The organism is Bartonella rattaustraliani AUST/NH4, assembly GCF_000312565.1.
Taxonomy (GTDB): Bacteria; Pseudomonadota; Alphaproteobacteria; order Rhizobiales; family Rhizobiaceae; genus Bartonella; species Bartonella rattaustraliani.
Map to the genome: position 1 here is coordinate 24,079 of NZ_CALW02000009.1, position 17,814 is coordinate 41,892.

Here is a 17,814-nt window from a genome sequence, read left to right on the forward strand (position 1 = left end):
GATGATCTTTGAATACTCCAAGTTGAATTATATTATAAAAGCTTTTGTTTCATTTCCTTTTTTCAAAGTTGTTTTCTCTATTTTCAAAAGCTCTTTAGCCATTTCTGATGGTTTCTTTACATCGCACAACGTTTTTATGATATGTTTCTTTATGCTTGCTATGGGATATTTTAATGGAATTGCCTCCTTTCGTGAAGGGTGGATTATTTTTTCTCTTTATCGCTTTTGCAAAGGAGAGTTCTTCCGCACTGTTAAAATTATGGGTACTGTTAAACCGTATATGAAGAGATATTCAATTAAGACCGATGATCTGAAATGATGATATGGGAAGGATTTTCTTGTGTAATGGCTTTTTTACATTGTTTTGAGTGCGTTTTCTGACATTGCTTTTCAATGAAATTAAAGTTTTATTTATTGAGGGGAGCATATTTTATGGGATAGTGTTTCTTACCGGTTTTTTATTAAGATTTTAGAGGGAATAAAATTGATTTTGAAGGCTATAAGAGTTTGAAGTTATTGATTGGGGGAGTTTTTTTTGTTGTCTTATTAAGGGTGTTTTTGCGTGCTCTTCTTTTGACATTTGGGTTCTTTAAAATTGGGGTGTCTATGGCTGGATCTTCCTGATCAAAATCTGGTTTGGCGGAAAGGTTTGGTTGTGTTATAGGGTCATGGTTGGATTGTTCGCTGTGATGTTTTAAAGGGTCGTCTGCTATTTCTAGTTCTATTTTTTGTAGCTGTTTGATTTCATCACGCAAGCGTGCTGCTTCTTCAAAGTTTAGATCAGCGGCTGATTCACGCATTGCTTTTTCGAGATTTTGAATATGGATTGCTAAATTTTTTTCACCCCTATTATTTTGTGTAATAAAATCAGGAATATTGATAGGAGTATGGTGGTCTTTTTCTCCTGAATGGAGAATATCATCGATATTTTTTTTGATACTTTTCGGTGTGATATGATGTTCTTTATTGTAGGCTATCTGTTTTTGCCGACGTCGTTGCGTTTCTTGTAAAGCGCGTTCTATAGAGCCCGTTATTGTATCGGCATAGAGAATAACGTGGCCATCTACGTTGCGTGCAGCGCGTCCAATTGTTTGGATCAATGAGGTTTCAGAGCGCAAAAAACCTTCTTTGTCGGCATCTAAAATGGCAACAAAACCACATTCTGGAATATCCAGACCTTCTCGGAGTAGGTTAATGCCGATGAGAACATCAAAGGTGCCAAGCCGTAGATCGCGAAGAATTTCAATACGTTCTAGTGTATCAATGTCGGAATGCATATAGCGTACCCGAATAGCTTGCTCATGGAGATATTCTGTGAGATCTTCAGCCATGCGCTTGGTTAGAACCGTTACTAATGTACGGTAGCCTTTTTGAAGTGTCTTGCGAATTTCATTCACAACATCATCAACTTGGTTGGTTGCTGGGCGTACTTCGACTTGTGGGTCGACAAGCCCTGTTGGGCGAATAATTTGTTCAGCAAAAATGCCATGAGATTGTTCTATTTCCCAGCGTCCAGGTGTTGCAGAGACAGCAATTGTTTGTGGGCGCATGGCATCCCATTCTTCAAAGCGTAAAGGACGATTGTCCATACAAGAAGGCAGACGAAATCCATATTCTGCTAAGGTTGCTTTGCGCCGAAAGTCACCTCGATACATGCCACCAATTTGTGGAATAGTGACATGGCTTTCATCGATAAAAACGATAGCATTGCTTGGAATATATTCGAACAAGGTTGGTGGTGGTTCACCTGGTTGTCGTCCTGTTAAATAGCGTGAATAATTTTCAATTCCCGCGCATGATCCGGTTGTATCCAACATTTCCAAATCAAAAATTGTACGTTGTTCTAAACGTTGTGCTTCTAACAAGCGCCCAGCAGAATTCAATTCATCGAGGCGTTGAGCTAGTTCCATTTTGATCGATTTCATTGCTTGATTTAATGTTGGGCGCGGTGTAACATAGTGCGAGTTGGCATAAATTTTAATCGATTGAAGCGCGTCTGTTTTTTGTCCTGTAAGCGGATCAAATTCTGTAATTGTTTCCACTTCATCACCAAAGAGGGAAATACGCCAAGCACGATCTTCAAGATGCGCTGGAAAAATTTCAATTGTATCGCCTCGGACTCGAAAAGAACCACGAATGAAGTTAATGTCTTGTCGATAATAATGTTGGGAAACTAAATCAGCCAGTAATTTGCGTTGATTGATCTTCTCTCCTTTTTTTATTTGCAAGCTCATGGCAGTGTAGGTTTCTACCGAGCCGATTCCGTAGATACAGGATACGGAGGCAACAATAATGGCATCATCACGTTCAAGGACAGCGCGTGTTGCAGCATGGCGCATACGGTCGATTTGCTCATTAATGGAGGATTCTTTTTCAATATATGTGTCGGAGCGTGCAACGTAAGCTTCGGGCTGATAATAGTCGTAATAAGAAACAAAATATTCAACAGAATTGTGGGGAAAAAAACTTTTAAACTCTCCGTAAAGTTGTGCTGCCAGAGTTTTGTTGGGGGCTAAAATGAGAGCTGGGCGCTGTATTTTTTCAATGATTTTGGCCATTGTATAGGTTTTTCCTGATCCGGTAACGCCCAAAAGCACTTGCGTGCGTTCATCATTTTTAATCCCCTCAACAAGCGTTTTAATTGCTTGTGGTTGGTCGCCTGCAGCTTCAAAAGGGGTTTTGAGTTGAAATGGAATACCACCTTCAGATTTTTCAGGACGAACAGGGCGGTGAGGTGTCCACAATGTGCCATTTTTAAAAAGAGGATTGCCTGACGCAATAAGGGCAGAAAGAGCTTCTACTGTTGCTGTGACACCATTTTTCATTGTCGCATCCTTTGAGAGAAATGTTCGTCGTTCTTAAAGACAATACCAAACTTTACAACACCATCAAGATAACGGCAAAACGTTACTGAAAAACTTTATGACAATTGGCGGAACATTATAGAGAGACTTTGGTTAGGGGTGGGTATGTGTATTCATTCATTAGGGGTTTTAAAGTAGGGTGCATTTACGGTTTATACTACTTGTTTAACGCTATCATGATGTTAAGAGGGGATTTGTATCATATTCACCATAACGGTTTTATGGAGAATAACTGTGTTGACTCTCGTTTGTTATTGGAAATATTGTATATGTGCGATAAAGGTCGTTACCATCTTTAAATGAGAGATAACGAGATGAAACCCAACCGATTTGCGTGTTATATTTGATGTAGCACCAATTTCCTTGACAAGCTTGGACAAAGATCAATTCTCCTATGGGAATTAAACCACGAACTGCATATTGTGTGTTTGGTCCTGTTCTCAAATTAAGATTTCTTATCACAAAAGCATCTGTGGGATTTTCTGCTTTGGATGCTGCTATGCTTAAAAGAAAAGGACCAAATACAAAAAAAAATATTAATTTTTTCATTTTTCTGTAGGGAATTTCTTTAAAGGTTTTATTCTTTCTTCATACAAGATGTCTTTCTCTAAGTTATGATAAAACAGAAAGAAATGCAATTCTTTCTTCTTCAGGATCTTGATATTGGGAACAGAGTTTAACGCTTTAAATATCAAAAATATTAGAGTGTTTAACATAATTGGTGAATGCTTTGTTTTCTTTTCTATTTTTATATGGAAAACAGGAATACTGTCCTATATAATAAGGCATATTATTTTTCGGATTCCAAAAGCAATTTTGGAAGCCGTTTTTTGTATTTTTATTAAGCTTTCCGTGTAACAGAAAGGGACGGATTATGAAAAAAGTTCCGATGACTACAGCTGGTTTTGAAAGTCTTAAAGAAGAATTACGTTGGCGTCAACAACAGGAACGTCCACGGATTATTGAAGCAATTTCTGAGGCACGTGCGCATGGCGATTTGTCAGAAAACGCTGAATATCACGCCGCTAAAGAGGCGCAAAGCCATAATGAGGGACGTATCAATGAACTTGAAGATTATATTGCACGGGCCGAAGTTATTAATGTTTCGCGTCTTTCAGGCGACAAAATTAAATTTGGAGCAACGATAAAGCTTCTAGATGAAGATACTGAAGAGAAAAAGGTTTATCAGATCGTTGGGGATCAGGAAGCTGATGTGAAAGTTGGTAAAATTTCTATTTCTTCACCTATTGCACGTGCACTTATTGGGAAACAAGAGGGTGATGTGGTTGAAGTGAATGCACCAGGTGGTGCGCATAATTATGAAATTATTGAGGTTCAATACATCTAAGCTGTGACGCCTGTGAAAGATGATGCTTATGAATGATAATTCTTATGCCTTTAGAGAAATTGAGGTGATCGTTCCTCACTTTAAAAAGCGTTTGTCAGGCGTAACATCTACGGTTATTCAACTCATTCCATTGCAGTGCAAGCAGGGGGTGTATATATCTACTTTTGGGTTTGGATTGCCTAAAAGCTTGCCTTCTCTTGCCTTTGGGGACCTTTTCGGGCTTTGGAAAAGCCCTAGAGGTAAGCCGTTTCGTATTTGGCATGCACGACGTAATATTGAGATGCTTTGTGGCATTTTTTTGCGCGATGTTTTGCGAATGAAGCTTAAACTCGTTTTTACATCGGCTTCTCGGCGTCAACATAAGCCTTTTACCAAATGGTTAATTCGCCGTATGGATAGAGTTATTGCGACCAGTGTCTGTACAGGAACCTATTTAGAAGTGCCTCATAAGGTTATTATGCATGGTGTGGATGTGGAGCGTTTTTCACCACCAAAAACGGTTGACGACTGTTTTTCTTCTTCCGGATTTTCTGGGAAATATGCAGTGGGCTGTTTTGGACGTGTGCGGTACTTAAAGGGTACTGACTTGTTTGTGGAGGCAATGATAGCGCTCCTTCCACGCTATCCTGAGTGGACAGCGCTTATTGCTGGGCGAACCACAGAACAGCATTATCATTTTGAAAAAAAGCTACGCCAAAAGATTGCTAAAGCGGGGTTAGAAGATCGCATTATTTTTCTTGGTGAAGTGTTGAATACACCTCTATGGTATCGCCGCTTGTCGCTTTATGTGGCACCTTCTCGTCTGGAAGGTTTTGGTTTGACGCCATTGGAAGCAATGGCCTCACAAACAGCTGTAGTGACGAGTGATGTAGGAATTTTTAAAGAATTGGTGGTTGAAGGAACTGGAACAGTTGTTAAAGCAGGAGAAGGGGCAGCTTTAATGGCGGCGATTGAACCTTATTTTGCTGATTTAGAAAAAACAATGGCAGCAGGAAAAAAGGCTTTAACGCATGTTCGTACGCACTTTCCTTTGGAAAAAGAAGCGAAGGAAATTGGAAGCGTTTATGAAGAAATATTTGCAGAAAAAAACATTTTAAAATAGATCAAATTTTTTTGAGAAGTAGCAAATTTCTCTTTTTATGATCTCTTATCATCATTTCAGTAAATAGATTGATCATAATTTATGGTTTCATAGAAATAGAGCATGCTTCTGAGAGATGATAAGTTTTCTTTTGATAAAAAGATATACGTTGGTGTTTTTTAAGATAATGGTGTTCGGTGTAATAAATATAAAGGGATATGGAATGAGCATTTTTAGCTAAGGTGATCGTTGGGGACTAGAAATACGATATGAATGACGTGAAAGAGGTGATTTTATGCGTATTGGTTTTGAAGATTCCGCATTGCGTCATGCTTTTGTTTCTCACGTTCTTTAATGGGATCACGACCTTCACGCAAAATAGAACACCACCGTGTTGCATGTTCATGGGCTTGTTTTAAAGAGACCTCTCTTAGAGTTCCTAAGCTCATTTCGCGGCGGCGTCCGTGAATCGTATAACGATAAATCCATTGTGCGCCACCATCTTCATGCTTATAAAGGTACAAGCCGGCTCCATCATACTATTTGCCAGCCCAATGTTGCGACAGCCTTTGCATTAAGGCGATTCATTAAGAGCCGTTTTTCCTCCTTTCTTATACAAATTTATCCACACACTCATCCCACTTGTTATGTGCAAGTGAGTAGTTTTGATTGATTCAACATAAACAGGTTTGGAATAAGAGAATCTTACGTTATTCGGGACTCTCATTCAACATACAAAACAGTAAATTATCATTATAAATCAATGTCTTATATATTGCATACAAACCAGTGAACAAAATTGATTTAATATAAAGTGGTTTGAAATGAGAGAAACTTAACAGTACTCGGGACTATGATTCAAGGGGAGAAACGAAAAATAATCTTTATGAATCAATATGGTACGTGTAGATGTTGTCTTACTGCTTATGTCATACCAAGTGTATCGATGACGTTTTTCATTTGAGAGCATAGCATAATATGGTGCTTTTTCTTAAAAGAATGGAGCTATGAAAGCTGTCCCGGTTAGCTCTAGGGGGGGGCCTTTTTTTAGTATTATAAAATGAAACGCTATGTTTTAAAATTATTCACGCCAAAAAGCGGGGATAAAGAGTACAAATATGGTTATAATTTCAAGACGCCCAGCTAGCATAAGAAAACTCAGGATCCATAAAGCATTATCATTGATGGTAGAGAAATTACCAACAGGACCAATAATATCTCCAAAACCTGGGCCAACATTTGAAAGAGCCGTTAAAACACCTGTGAAAGCAGAAGTAAAGTCAAGACCGGTTGTTAGTAAAAGAGCAGTGCCAATGATAAGGCAGAACATGTAAAGAGATACAAAAAACAAAACGGCTTTGGCAACATCACTTGATATATTTACGCGATCATATCGCGCTTTTACAATAACATTAGGAAAAAGGAGCTTTTCTATGTTTGTTTGTGTAATACGCCAAAGAATAATGAGGCGGTTGATTTTCATGCCTCCAGAGGTGGAACCAGCGCAGCCGCCTGTAAAAGAAACAATGAAAAACACTCCAAGTGCAAAAGGTCCCCAAAGTTGATAATCTTCAGCACTATAACCCGTTGTACTTATGATCGATGTAAGATGAAAAATGGCATCAAGAAAAACCAAATGAAAAGCGCGATGATCATGAAATCGTAGCCATACTGCTAAAGCAAAGCTGAAGAGGAGAACAATATAGAGAAAAACCACTACTTGTTGGTCCATAAAGCGCTTGGAATGGCCAGGAAGAACGAGCTTAACATACAGAATAAAGGGTAGTGCGGAGAGTAACATAAAAATTGTTGCAATAATTAAGATAGCTGGTTTGTCAGAAAAATAACCAAAAGAGGCATCATGGGTTGAGAAACCAGCTGTTGCTACCGTGCTCATTGCGTGATTTATAGCATCAAATAAGCTCATGCCAGAAGCAAAATAGGAAAGCATACAAGCCAGTGTTAGTCCAACATAAGCTATGATAATTCCATTGGCAATTTGGTTGATGCGGGGCAATATTTTTTCAGATTTATCAGATGATTCCATGTGAAAAAGCTGCACTCCACCAACACGCAGTGAAGGCAAAAGCAATAAAGCAAGACCGATAAAGCCGATTCCTCCAATCCAACACATGATGGAACGCCATAGCAATATACTTCTCGATAAACTATCAAGACCAGTGATAACTGTGGAGCCGGTGGTGGTAATTCCAGAGACGGCTTCAAAAACGGCTTCTGCTAGAGAAATTGAGAGAGGAGAAAGATAAAGAGGTAAGGCACCCACGACGATTCCAGTGAGCCAAAGGCAAACGGTGAGCATAAAGCCAAGCCGAGGCGAAAAACGACAGGTTGCACCTTTGGTGGCTAAAAGAATCAAAGTTGCTAACATGGTTGTTATGGCACAAGAATAAAGAAAGGTTATCCAATGATGGTTGCTGTCATGCAAATCCACAAGGATGGGCAGAAGCATGGCTCCACCCATAATTAATGCAAAACGTGCACAGACATTGATAATAAACTGAAAAATGACCGTTCCCTATCTTTAGTATTGTTTTTCTCACAATTTTGTTCGCATAAGAATTTACGCTTTTCTCTTTACGGGATAAAGATTAATTTCTACCTTAAGCAGAATTTGATAATCAAGCCTTTCTATCATACATGGGAAGGAATACGTAACCTGATAACAGAGGTTCTTGAAAAATATTTTTTAAGATCTGTATTTCGTGATAATTTATAGAATAATTAAAGCACAAAAAATGGAAGGGATTCTATGACACAATCGCATATTCCTTTGCTTATTATTGGCTCAGGTCCCGCTGGTTATACAGCGGCAATCTATGCGGCAAGGGCAATGCTGAAACCAGTTTTGGTTACTGGATTGCAGCAGGGGGGGCAGTTGACAATTACAACGGATGTGGAAAATTATCCAGGCTTTGCAGATCCCATTCAAGGACCATGGTTGATGGAACAAATGGCAAAACAAGCTGAAAATATGGGAACAAAAATTATCTATGAGAGTATCACAAAGGCGGATTTATTAAAATATCCTTTTGTTTTATATGGAGATTCAGGAACGCAATATTGTTGTGAGGCACTTATTATTGCAACAGGGGCGCAGGCACGCTGGCTTGGTTTAGAAAGTGAACAGACTTTTATGGGTGGGGGGGTTTCTGCTTGCGCTACTTGTGATGGCTTTTTTTATCGTGGTAAAGATGTCATTGTTGTTGGGGGTGGAAACACAGCCGTTGAGGAAGCGCTTTATTTAGCGAATATAGCAAAGAGTGTTAGTGTGGTTCATCGGCGTGGTGATTTTCGTGCAGAGAAAATTTTGCAAGATAGATTATTTGCTTGTGATAATGTACGTGTTATCTGGGACCATGTTGTAGAAGAAATCATTGGTCTGCCAGCTCAAGATTCAAGAGGTGCTATCGTTACAGGTGCACGTCTTAAAAATGTTAAAACGGGGCAAGAAACTCAAGTAGAGGCGGAGGGAATCTTCATTGCTATTGGGCATGATCCCGCTGTTTCTTTGTTTGAAGGGCAGCTCAAACAAAAACAAGGTGGCTATTTATGGACAGAACCAGATTCCACAAAAACAAGCATTGCTGGGGTTTTTGCAGCAGGTGATGTAACAGATGAAACATTTCGTCAAGCTGTGACAGCAGCAGGGATGGGATGTATGGCGGCACTGGAAGCAGAGCGTTTTTTAGGTCTTATGCTTTAAAGGGTATACAGGCATAAAAGCGCATTGCAAAAGTAAAAAGTGAGAGGTAAAATTGTGACGTCACCATTGGATTGGGATAAATTAAGAGTTTTTCATGCAGTAGCAGACGCAGGGTCTTTCACACATGCGGCAGAAAAGCTTTATTTATCCCAATCTGCGATTTCACGACAAGTTTCGGCTTTAGAGAAGGAGGTTGGGGTATCGTTGTTTCAGCGTCATGCGCGTGGGTTAATCTTAACAGAGCAAGGTAAAATTCTTTATCGTGCAACGCATGATGTTTTGATGAAGCTTGAAAGTGTACGTTCGCAACTCACTGAAAGTTATGAAAAGCCAGCGGGAAATTTGCGGATTACATCGACCTATGGAATGGGAGCGGGATGGCTTGTGGAGCGTATGCCTGAATTTCTTAGTCTTTATCCGGATATACGGGTTCAGCTTTTATTTGATGATAAAGAACTCGACTTGATGATGGGGTATGCAGACTGTGCTGTTCGTTTACAGCAGCCGCTACAGCCTGATCTTGTACAAAGAAAATTATTTACAATTTATATGCATGTTTATGCCTCAAAAAATTATATTGCAAATTATGGCAAACCAGAAACATTATCTGATCTTGATACACATCGCATTATTTCATTCGGTGAACCTGTTCCGGCTTATTTATCTGGTTTAAATTGGTTGGAAAAGGCTGGTAGAAGTGATGGATCTTTACGCCCTTCAGTTTTGCGAATTAATAATATTATTTCAATCAAGAATGCAATTATGTGTGATTTGGGTATCGCTGTGCTTCCTGACTATATCGTGAATCATGATGAGCGACTTGTACGTCTTTTCCCTGAGATGGTGGACATTCCTTCTTTTGATACTTTTTTTTGTTATCCTTATGCTTTAAAAAATTTGGCCAAGCTGAGAGCTTTTCGAGATTATATTTTTTTAAAAGCGCGTCAGTGGTCTTTTTGAGGAGATGGAGCCAAAGCTATGTGTTTATTGCATAGCAGATACGTTGAAGTTTTTCTTGTGCTTTTTCTCATAAAATGACATAGAATGTTATCTCTTGATTATGTTGCCTCCCATTGCATTTTCTTGAGTGTTCCCTTGTGGAAATTCACGGGGTTGGTTCTATCTCCGGGGATTTCCTGAGTTTGCCGGACAATTTGTCCGGCTTTTTTTTATTTTTAGGGAAAACTCTCAATATACAGATATATTGGAAGATAATAAGAAAGAAATTTTAATAGCTTTGAGAATTTCAACAATTTCCTACATCACTCTGTGATGAGGTACGTTGGCAAATATTGTCTTATTATCATTTTTGTGAAATGGAAAAGGTCTGACGCAAGACATCATATTTGTAAGTATCAGATTCTTCTGGTATCGTATCTTCATAAAGATACGTTTCATTTTTATTGAAGTATAAGTTTTACGAAGTGTAAAAGCGTTTTTGATGATCATCGTTTAGGATAACAGCCATAATTCAAAAAGAGTTTTGATCATAGAATTAAAAGAGTGAAGGGTACAAGTTTCAACGTAGAGAAAAAAGGAAGCGGTATGCTTTTATAAACATGCGATATGTATCGTTGTTTATCTTTCACGTGTGTGAAGAAGTATTTCATTTTTTGTTTGCAGTATATGTGCTTCTACAGTTTTCTTGAGGTGCTGTTTCTATAGAATCCAATTATTAAAATAGCCCAAAAACTCTCAATAGAATTGATGAGCAATGAAATTGGAACAGCAGAAGACGCTTAACGTTTTTATAGTAAATTGTTACAAAAGCGCTGAATACGTAAGCAAGCTTCCTCAAGTAGTTTTTCTGATGTTGCATAAGAAATACGGAAAGCCGGTCCAAGTCCAAAGGCAGACCCATGGACGACAGCAACCGATTCTGCCTCCAGAAGAGCTATTGCAAAGTCTTCATCATTTGTGATGACTTTTCCATCGGGTGTTTTTTTCCCGATAAGATTTGCACAGGAAGGATAAACATAAAAGGCACCTTCCGGCGTTGGACAGTGAATGCCAGGCGCTTGGTTTAACATAGACACAACGAGATCACGGCGTGCCTGGAAAACACTTTTGTTTTTAGCGATAAAATCTTGTGGACCATTGAGTGCTTCGACAGCTGCCCATTGTGAGATAGAACTTGTACCGGATGTCTGCTGACCTTGAATGGTATCCATGGCTTTCATTAGTTTTTGAGGACCACCTGCATAACCAATTCGCCAACCCGTCATGGCATAGGCTTTGGAAACACCATTCATTGTGAGTGTTCGTTCGTAAAGTTTTGGTTCTACTTGAGCTGGGGTGACAAAGGTAAAACCTTCATAGGTGAGATGTTCATATATGTCATCGCTAAGGATATGAACATGAGGGTATTCTACTAAAACATCTGTGAGCTTTTTTAATTCATCATGGGTGTAAGCTGCACCTGATGGATTTGAAGGAGAGTTAAAGATAAGCCATTTGGTTTTTGGAGTGATAGCAGCTTCTAATTCTTGCGGTTGCAGTTTATAAGAAAATTCAGCTTTTGTTTCTACAAAAATAGGGCAACCACCGTTGAGGGTAACCATTTCTGGATAACTGACCCAATAAGGAGATGGAATGATGACTTCGTCTCCTTGATTCAAAGTTGCCATCAATGCATTAAAAAGAATTTGTTTGCCACCGGTGCCAACGATAATTTGCTCTGGTTGATAAAGAAGGTTGTTTTCTCTTTTAAATTTTGCCGCAATTGCTTGGCGCAATTCTGGAATACCAGATATTGGGGTGTATTTTGTTTCTCCACGTTTAATCGCTTCAATAGCAGCATTTTTAATGTTATCTGGCGTATCGAAATCTGGTTCTCCAGCACCTAAAGCAATGACATCACGACCTTGGGCTTTCAAGTTACGTGCCTTGTGGGAGACAGCAATTGTGGCAGAAGGTTTTATAGGGGAAAGCTTGTCGGCGATAAAAGCCATAATTTCAATCCTTAAACAATGATTATGAGTTTAAAAACATTCTATAAGAGATTACATTGTATGCAACAAAAAATTGTAGAAAAAATCTAAAGTTCTGTGCTCTTGGGCTAAAAGTTGAAATAAAGAAAGAGGGGAAATGTCTTAATTTATAGAAAATAAGGATGTTCCCAGGAAAAATTTTACATCAAGAGCAAAGATTGACAAGAGATTTTTATAAGAGATTGACAGCTTATTAATACAAATTTGCGTGTTGTACTTGGAAGTTATGTTTTTGCCATTTTGTTGAATTAATGCATTCTATGAAAAAAGAGCACCAATAATGAATTGTCTTTTTTTTCGGATAAATGGCACAGAATGTATAAATTTATGCATTTTGATGAGAAGTAAGCTGATTTTATGAGGTGTGCGGGGAAGGGATGAGATTTCGGTATAATCGGGGGAGTGATCGTGTGTTTGCGTGGTTTAGAGTTTTTTGTTCATTCTTGTTATTTCTTTTCACTCAAAGAGAAAAATACTGTGCAACTGTGTTGCATGTGCACGGGCTTGTTTTAAAGAGACATATCTTAGGGAACCTAAGTCCATTTCATGGCGTCGTCTGTGAATGGTATAGCGATAAAGCCATTGCGCGCCACCATCTTTACGCTTATGAAGGTACAAACCCGCACTCTCATTCTTGACCAGCTCATGGTATATTTACGAGCTCATAGTATTGCAACAGTCCTTGCATGAAGGCGGTTCATGAGAGGCATTTTTCCTTCTTTCTTTGTATAATTTTTATCCACATATTAATTCCGCTGATAGTGGAAAGCCAAGTGAACAAAATTCAACATAAAGTAGTTTGAAATGAGAGAATCATAACAGTATTCGGGGGTATGATTCAAGCTGTATATCGATAAATAATCCTTATTAATTAATATGTTGCTATTGTAATGAGTGTTTTATAAAGAATGGTATTGTTGTTTCTTCAAAGAAGAAACAACAGTTTGAATGTATTTTTTTTATGCTTTAACAAAAATCTTCTTTTTTGATGAGAGAATGAAGAAGGCTGCATTTTTCTTCTGACTGAGAATGTGGAAGGTCTCAAGTTTGAGAAACTTTATTCCATTGAGGACCTAGTATGTCGTTTTTTGGGAAATTTTACAAAAAATGTGAAGAATTGAAAGGGAAGGGATGAAAATATCTTAATGATTGTTTCAATAAGAAAGTGCCTTATTTTATAAGAATAAATGACACTTTATAAAAAGCAAAAAATCTCCGTCTGTTAAGACGAAGATTTTTAAATAACTGTCGCAGAATTTAAAGATCAAAGTGCAGAAAGATTACTAGCGGCAAATTTTCCGGAACGACGATCTTGCAAAACGTCATAAGAGACTTTTTGTCCTTCATTAAGGCTGCTTAAACCTGAACGCTCAACAGCGGAAATGTGCACAAAAACATCGGCACTTCCATCGTTAGGCTGAATAAATCCGAAACCTTTTGTTGTGTTAAACCACTTAACTGTTCCTGTAGACATAGGAAACTCCTTAGAATAGATAAATTATAGAGTGCACTGAAAGCATAAAGCCCTCATACAGCTTGAAATCGAAATTGGGTGGGATAAGTTTCGTCGAAAGTGCAGATTGCACAAGAAAGAAAGTCACATAACCGAAAGTCCGATAAACTTTACATAAGGAGTTTTGAGGTAAAAAGCAAGTCTTAATCTGTATTTTTACACGAAGAAAAAATTGAGAGAAAAACAGAATAATGTTTTGTACCATAGTTGAGAAAATTACGTCAAATAGCTTTGCAGTGAGCGTACCTCAAGATTACTGTTTTTGAGTGCTTTGATAGCTTTTACGACAGCTTCGGCTCCAGCCATTGTTGTATAATAGGGGACCTTTTGCATAAGTGCGGCATGACGCAATGATTTGGAATCTGAGATAGCACTGGCCGTGCTGGTTGTATTGAAAATCAATTGAATTTGTCGATTCCGAATGGCATCTTCAATATGGGGATGCCCTTCTAGCACTTTGTTAATTTTTTTTGCTTCAATATGATGTTCGGTAAGAAATTTTTGTGTGCCACTTGTTGCTAAAATGGAAAAACCAAGCTCAGTTAAAATCTTTACGGGATTTAAGATACGTTTTTTATCTTCATCTCTTACAGAAACAAATAACGTGCCTTCTTTGGGAAGTTCAACACCGGCTCCAAGTTGGGATTTAGCAAAGGCAAGAGCAAATTCATAATCAAGTCCCATAACCTCACCAGTTGAACGCATTTCTGGACCAAGAAGTGTATCAATACCTGAAAAACGTGCAAAAGGAAAAACAGCTTCTTTGACAGCGATATGCTGCTTTTTCTGTTTTGAGGGAGGTCCACCATAAGCTTGAAGAGCTTGGGTAAGCGTTTCTCCTGCCATAATACGTGCTGCTATTTTGGCAATGGGACGGCCAATTGTTTTTGCAACGAATGGAACAGTCCGTGAAGCACGGGGATTCACTTCTAAGACATAAATTGCACCATCTTTAATGGCATATTGGACATTCATCAAGCCACGAACGTGAAGTGCGTGAGCTAATGCTTTGGTTTGACGTTCTAATTCAGTGATTATTTCGTGGGAGAGTGTATGAACTGGTAAAGAACAGGCTGAATCACCAGAGTGGATTCCTGCTTCTTCAATATGTTCCATAATACCAACAACAAGCGTTTCTTCTCCATCACACAGACAATCAACATCAACTTCAATTGCTTCTGTTAAATAGGTATCAAATAAAAGTGGATTTTTACCAAGCAATGTGTTGATCTGTCCCGTTTTGTCATTGGGATAACGGGCTTTGATATCTTCTGGAACCAGCTCCGGTACACTTGCAAGCAGATAGTTTTGCAAGCTACGTTCGTCGCGAATAATTTCCATAGCGCGTCCTCCTAAAACATAGGAAGGACGTACAATCAATGGAAAGCCTAGTTCATGGGCGATAAGGCGCGCTTGTTCGACGGAATGCGCAATGCCATTTCGAGGTTGTGTTAAATTAAGCTTGAATAGCAACTTTTGAAAGCGATCTCTGTCTTCTGCTAAATCAATAGCGTCAGGTGAAGTGCCTAGAATGGGGATATTGTGTTTTTCTAGTGCACTTGCCAATTTTAGGGGTGTTTGTCCGCCAAATTGAACAATAACACCAACCAATTCACCTTTTTCCTGTTCTGTTTCTAAAATAGCGATAACATCTTCTGTGGTTAAAGACTCAAAGTAAAGACGATCAGAGGTATCGTAATCGGTCGAGACGGTTTCAGGATTACAGTTAATCATAATGGCTTCAAAGCCTGCATCACGGAGTGCAAAAGCAGCGTGGCAGCAACAATAGTCAAATTCAATGCCTTGTCCGATACGGTTTGGACCGCCCCCTAAAATAGCAACTTTTTTGCGCTCAGAAACTTGTGCTTCCGAGTGTTCGACATTTGCAAAGGGAACTTCATAGGTTGAATACATATAGGCTGTGGGTGAAGAAAATTCTGCAGCGCAAGTATCAATCCGTTTGAAAACATGCTTAACACCGAGTGATTTGCGCAAAGCAGCCACAGCATCTGGCTCTTGTTCTGTGAGGGTGGCTAAACGCGCATCTGAAAAGCCCATGGCTTTTAACATGCGGAAATTGTCTGCATCTTGCGGTAAACCATGGGTGCGAATGCGCTGTTCCATTTCAATAATAGAGGCTATTTGCTCCAAAAACCATGGATCAATTTTGCTCATTTGGTGAATTTCATTTAAAGACAAGCCCGCACGCATTGCTTGGGCTATGTAGCGCAGACGATCGGAGGTTGGTATTGCAATGGCAGAGTGTATAGAGCTTTTTTCATCACCCTCAGCATGTTCAGGGATGATAATTTCATCAAGACCGGTAAGACCTGTTTCGAGACCACGAAGTGCTTTTTGCAGTGATTCTTGAAAAGTGCGTCCAATTGCCATGACCTCTCCCACCGATTTCATTGCAGTTGTTAAGACAGGAGATGAACCAGGAAACTTTTCGAAGGCAAAACGAGGAATTTTGGTAACGATATAGTCAATAGAAGGCTCAAAGGAGGCTGGTGTTGCACCGCCCGTGATATCATTTTTTAATTCATCAAGTGTATAGCCAATTGCCAATTTAGCAGCAACTTTGGCAATTGGAAAGCCTGTTGCTTTTGAGGCAAGTGCTGAAGAGCGAGAAACACGCGGATTCATTTCAATAACGATGAGGCGGCCATTTTCAGGATTGACAGCAAATTGTACATTGGAGCCACCAGTTTCAACACCAATTTCACGCAAAACAGCAATGGAAGCATTGCGCATACGTTGATACTCTTTATCCGTTAAGGTGAGAGCAGGGGCTACGGTGATGGAATCACCAGTATGGATTCCCATTGGATCAATGTTTTCAATAGAACAAACGATGATACAGTTGTCGTTTTTATCACGAACAACTTCCATCTCATATTCTTTCCATCCCAAAACACTTTCTTCAATCAAAACTTCTGTTGTTGGTGAAGCTTCAAGACCACGTTCAATAATTTCATAAAATTCAGAACGATTGTAAGCAATGCCACCACCTGTACCACCAAGTGTAAATGAAGGACGGATGATCGCTGGTAATCCGATAATATCAAGAGCTTGAACAGCTTTTGCTGTTGCATGGGCTATATAATGTTGTTTGCGGTCGGCTTCTGTGTGTCGCCAATCATGCTCAAGCTCTTCTAATGCTTGATCAAGCGCATTACCGGAAAATTTTTCTTTCAGTTCATCGCACATTTTTGCATGTCGTTGGCGATTTTTTTCCTTAAGCTCTGTTGCATTGGCTAACATAGAACGCGGTGTTTCTAGACCGATTTTTGCCATCGCCTTGCGAAATAAAGCACGGTCTTCAGCTTTATCAATAGCATCGGCATTGGCACCGATCATTTCAACATGATAGCGGTCTAAAATGCCCATACGCTTTAATGATAAAGCAGTATTGAGTGCTGTTTGTCCTCCCATAGTTGGTAAAAGCGCGTCAGGACGTTCACGGATGATAATCTGTGCAACGATTTCAGGAGTGATAGGCTCAATATAAGTTGCATCAGCTAAATCTGGATCTGTCATAATGGTGGCAGGATTAGAATTAACCAATATAATACGGTAGCCTTCTTCTTTTAATGCCTTACAAGCTTGTGTACCTGAATAGTCAAATTCGCATGCTTGACCAATAACAATAGGTCCTGCTCCAATGATAAGAATAGATTTTATATCTGTGCGTTTTGGCATGGTTTTTCCTTATGGTAAACATCCGTACGCGATTGCGGTAGGTAGAATATTTAAATTTTGATGTTAAAATAATTTTATAGGTTAAGTGACGAAGAAAGTAAGCAATAAAATCATTTTTCCATGTTTTTTTATGAATGACGGAGAATAGAGTGCGTAGAGCATAAGCAATTTTATGATTCAAGAAAGTTATTTGTGTAAAGCGTATAAACAATGCGTTTTTATGCGTATCATGGGGAGCATCAGGAACAAAAATATGCTTGTTTCTATGTTTTGTGAGCCTTTCTATTGTCTTTCCTTCTTGATGATACTGCAGCGTATGCTTTGTTATAGGGGCTTTGCTTTCATGACTTTTTACAAAATTCAATGATCCATGCGGTTTATTGATGATCAAGCTATTGACTTTAAAAGAAAAGTTTAAAATAGAGCTCTGTCCTCTCTCTATAAGATGGTTGTGAATTGATTGTGTAATGCAACAAGCAAATCATGCTTGTATATTCTGGAAGCAGATTGCATTTTTTGTGATATGAAAATAACATATTTGTATGATATTCACATGGGGAAAGGCGATAACTTCAAGGCGAAGAATCCAAAA

Annotated in this window: 12 protein-coding genes and 1 pseudogene; 5 read left to right on the forward strand and 8 right to left on the reverse strand. The window is 38.9% G+C overall.

All coding sequences use genetic code 11. The features are described 5' to 3' along the window. Positions 1 to 497: 497 nt before the first annotated feature. Positions 498 to 2,825, reverse strand: coding sequence for an excinuclease ABC subunit UvrB (gene uvrB, locus BN67_RS01380; RefSeq protein WP_019222371.1), 2,328 nt, complete (start codon positions 2,823 to 2,825; stop codon positions 498 to 500). 258 nt (positions 2,826 to 3,083) lie between these two features. Then, positions 3,084 to 3,413, reverse strand: a complete 330-nt coding sequence (locus BN67_RS01385) for an SH3 domain-containing protein (RefSeq protein WP_019222372.1) — start codon at positions 3,411 to 3,413, stop codon at positions 3,084 to 3,086. A gap of 325 nt (positions 3,414 to 3,738) precedes the next feature. On the opposite strand from BN67_RS01385, the gene greA reads away from it, so the two are divergent. Both greA and BN67_RS01400 read left to right on the forward strand, forming a co-directional pair. Then, the gene (gene greA, locus BN67_RS01395; protein ID WP_019222374.1) at positions 3,739 to 4,212 is read left to right on the forward strand and encodes a transcription elongation factor GreA; all 474 of its coding nucleotides are present in this window, start codon (positions 3,739 to 3,741) and stop codon (positions 4,210 to 4,212) included. Between the two features lie 19 nt (positions 4,213 to 4,231). After that, complete coding sequence (locus BN67_RS01400; protein WP_019222375.1) at positions 4,232 to 5,314, forward strand: glycosyltransferase family 4 protein; 1,083 nt, start codon at positions 4,232 to 4,234, stop codon at positions 5,312 to 5,314. Between the two features lie 290 nt (positions 5,315 to 5,604). Here BN67_RS01400 and BN67_RS01405 read toward each other — a convergent pair. Together BN67_RS01405 and BN67_RS01410 are read right to left on the reverse strand one after the other, a co-directional pair. Beyond that, a pseudogene (locus tag BN67_RS01405) lies at positions 5,605 to 5,881 on the reverse strand (Arm DNA-binding domain-containing protein); the annotation flags it as partial. 493 nt (positions 5,882 to 6,374) lie between these two features. Beyond that, positions 6,375 to 7,763: a TrkH family potassium uptake protein gene (locus BN67_RS01410; protein ID WP_019222377.1), complete on the reverse strand. Its 1,389-nt coding sequence runs from the start codon at positions 7,761 to 7,763 to the stop codon at positions 6,375 to 6,377. Positions 7,764 to 8,063: 300 nt separating this feature from the next. Here BN67_RS01410 and trxB point away from each other — a divergent pair, with 300 nt between their 5' ends. Both trxB and BN67_RS01420 read left to right on the forward strand, forming a co-directional pair. Then, positions 8,064 to 9,017, forward strand: coding sequence for a thioredoxin-disulfide reductase (gene trxB / locus BN67_RS01415; protein WP_019222378.1), 954 nt, complete (start codon positions 8,064 to 8,066; stop codon positions 9,015 to 9,017). A 54-nt stretch (positions 9,018 to 9,071) separates the two neighbouring features. Then, a complete protein-coding gene (locus BN67_RS01420; protein WP_026088106.1) occupies positions 9,072 to 9,977 on the forward strand; it encodes a LysR family transcriptional regulator in 906 nt (301 codons plus the stop codon). Positions 9,978 to 10,765: 788 nt separating this feature from the next. On the opposite strand, the gene BN67_RS01425 is transcribed toward BN67_RS01420, so the two are convergent. After that, positions 10,766 to 11,968, reverse strand: coding sequence for a pyridoxal phosphate-dependent aminotransferase (locus BN67_RS01425; protein ID WP_019222380.1), 1,203 nt, complete (start codon positions 11,966 to 11,968; stop codon positions 10,766 to 10,768). A 495-nt stretch (positions 11,969 to 12,463) separates the two neighbouring features. Next, the gene (locus tag BN67_RS01430; RefSeq protein WP_019222381.1) at positions 12,464 to 12,625 is read right to left on the reverse strand and encodes an Arm DNA-binding domain-containing protein; all 162 of its coding nucleotides are present in this window, start codon (positions 12,623 to 12,625) and stop codon (positions 12,464 to 12,466) included. Between BN67_RS01430 and BN67_RS14705 the strand changes: the two genes are divergently transcribed. Beyond that, positions 12,554 to 12,697, forward strand: coding sequence for a hypothetical protein (locus BN67_RS14705; RefSeq protein ID WP_244427014.1), 144 nt, complete (start codon positions 12,554 to 12,556; stop codon positions 12,695 to 12,697). The genes BN67_RS01430 and BN67_RS14705 overlap by 72 nt on opposite strands. Before the next feature lie 574 nt (positions 12,698 to 13,271). On the opposite strand, the gene BN67_RS01435 is transcribed toward BN67_RS14705, so the two are convergent. Together BN67_RS01435 and carB are read right to left on the reverse strand one after the other, a co-directional pair. Continuing rightward, positions 13,272 to 13,481 (reverse strand): cold-shock protein, encoded by a 210-nt coding sequence (locus tag BN67_RS01435; RefSeq protein ID WP_019222382.1) that lies wholly within the window; start codon positions 13,479 to 13,481, stop codon positions 13,272 to 13,274. 255 nt (positions 13,482 to 13,736) lie between these two features. Next, entirely contained in the window at positions 13,737 to 17,222 is a 3,486-nt protein-coding gene (gene carB / locus BN67_RS01440; RefSeq protein WP_019222383.1) for a carbamoyl-phosphate synthase large subunit, read from the reverse strand. Positions 17,223 to 17,814: the final 592 nt, after the last annotated feature.

What these genes read in the sequence shown, in the direction of transcription:
- uvrB (WP_019222371.1), bottom strand. Translation starts at nt 2,825, where the DNA reads ATGAAAAATGGTGTCACAGCAACAGTAGAAGCTCTTTCTGCCCTTATT.
- BN67_RS01385 (WP_019222372.1), bottom strand. Translation starts at nt 3,413, where the DNA reads ATGAAAAAATTAATATTTTTTTTTGTATTTGGTCCTTTTCTTTTAAGC.
- greA (WP_019222374.1), top strand. Translation starts at nt 3,739, where the DNA reads ATGAAAAAAGTTCCGATGACTACAGCTGGTTTTGAAAGTCTTAAAGAA.
- BN67_RS01400 (WP_019222375.1), top strand. Translation starts at nt 4,232, where the DNA reads ATGATGCTTATGAATGATAATTCTTATGCCTTTAGAGAAATTGAGGTG.
- BN67_RS01410 (WP_019222377.1), bottom strand. Translation starts at nt 7,763, where the DNA reads ATGCTTCTGCCCATCCTTGTGGATTTGCATGACAGCAACCATCATTGG.
- trxB (WP_019222378.1), top strand. Translation starts at nt 8,064, where the DNA reads ATGACACAATCGCATATTCCTTTGCTTATTATTGGCTCAGGTCCCGCT.
- BN67_RS01425 (WP_019222380.1), bottom strand. Translation starts at nt 11,968, where the DNA reads ATGGCTTTTATCGCCGACAAGCTTTCCCCTATAAAACCTTCTGCCACA.
- BN67_RS14705 (WP_244427014.1), top strand. Translation starts at nt 12,554, where the DNA reads ATGGCGTCGTCTGTGAATGGTATAGCGATAAAGCCATTGCGCGCCACC.
- BN67_RS01435 (WP_019222382.1), bottom strand. Translation starts at nt 13,481, where the DNA reads ATGTCTACAGGAACAGTTAAGTGGTTTAACACAACAAAAGGTTTCGGA.
- carB (WP_019222383.1), bottom strand. Translation starts at nt 17,222, where the DNA reads ATGCCAAAACGCACAGATATAAAATCTATTCTTATCATTGGAGCAGGA.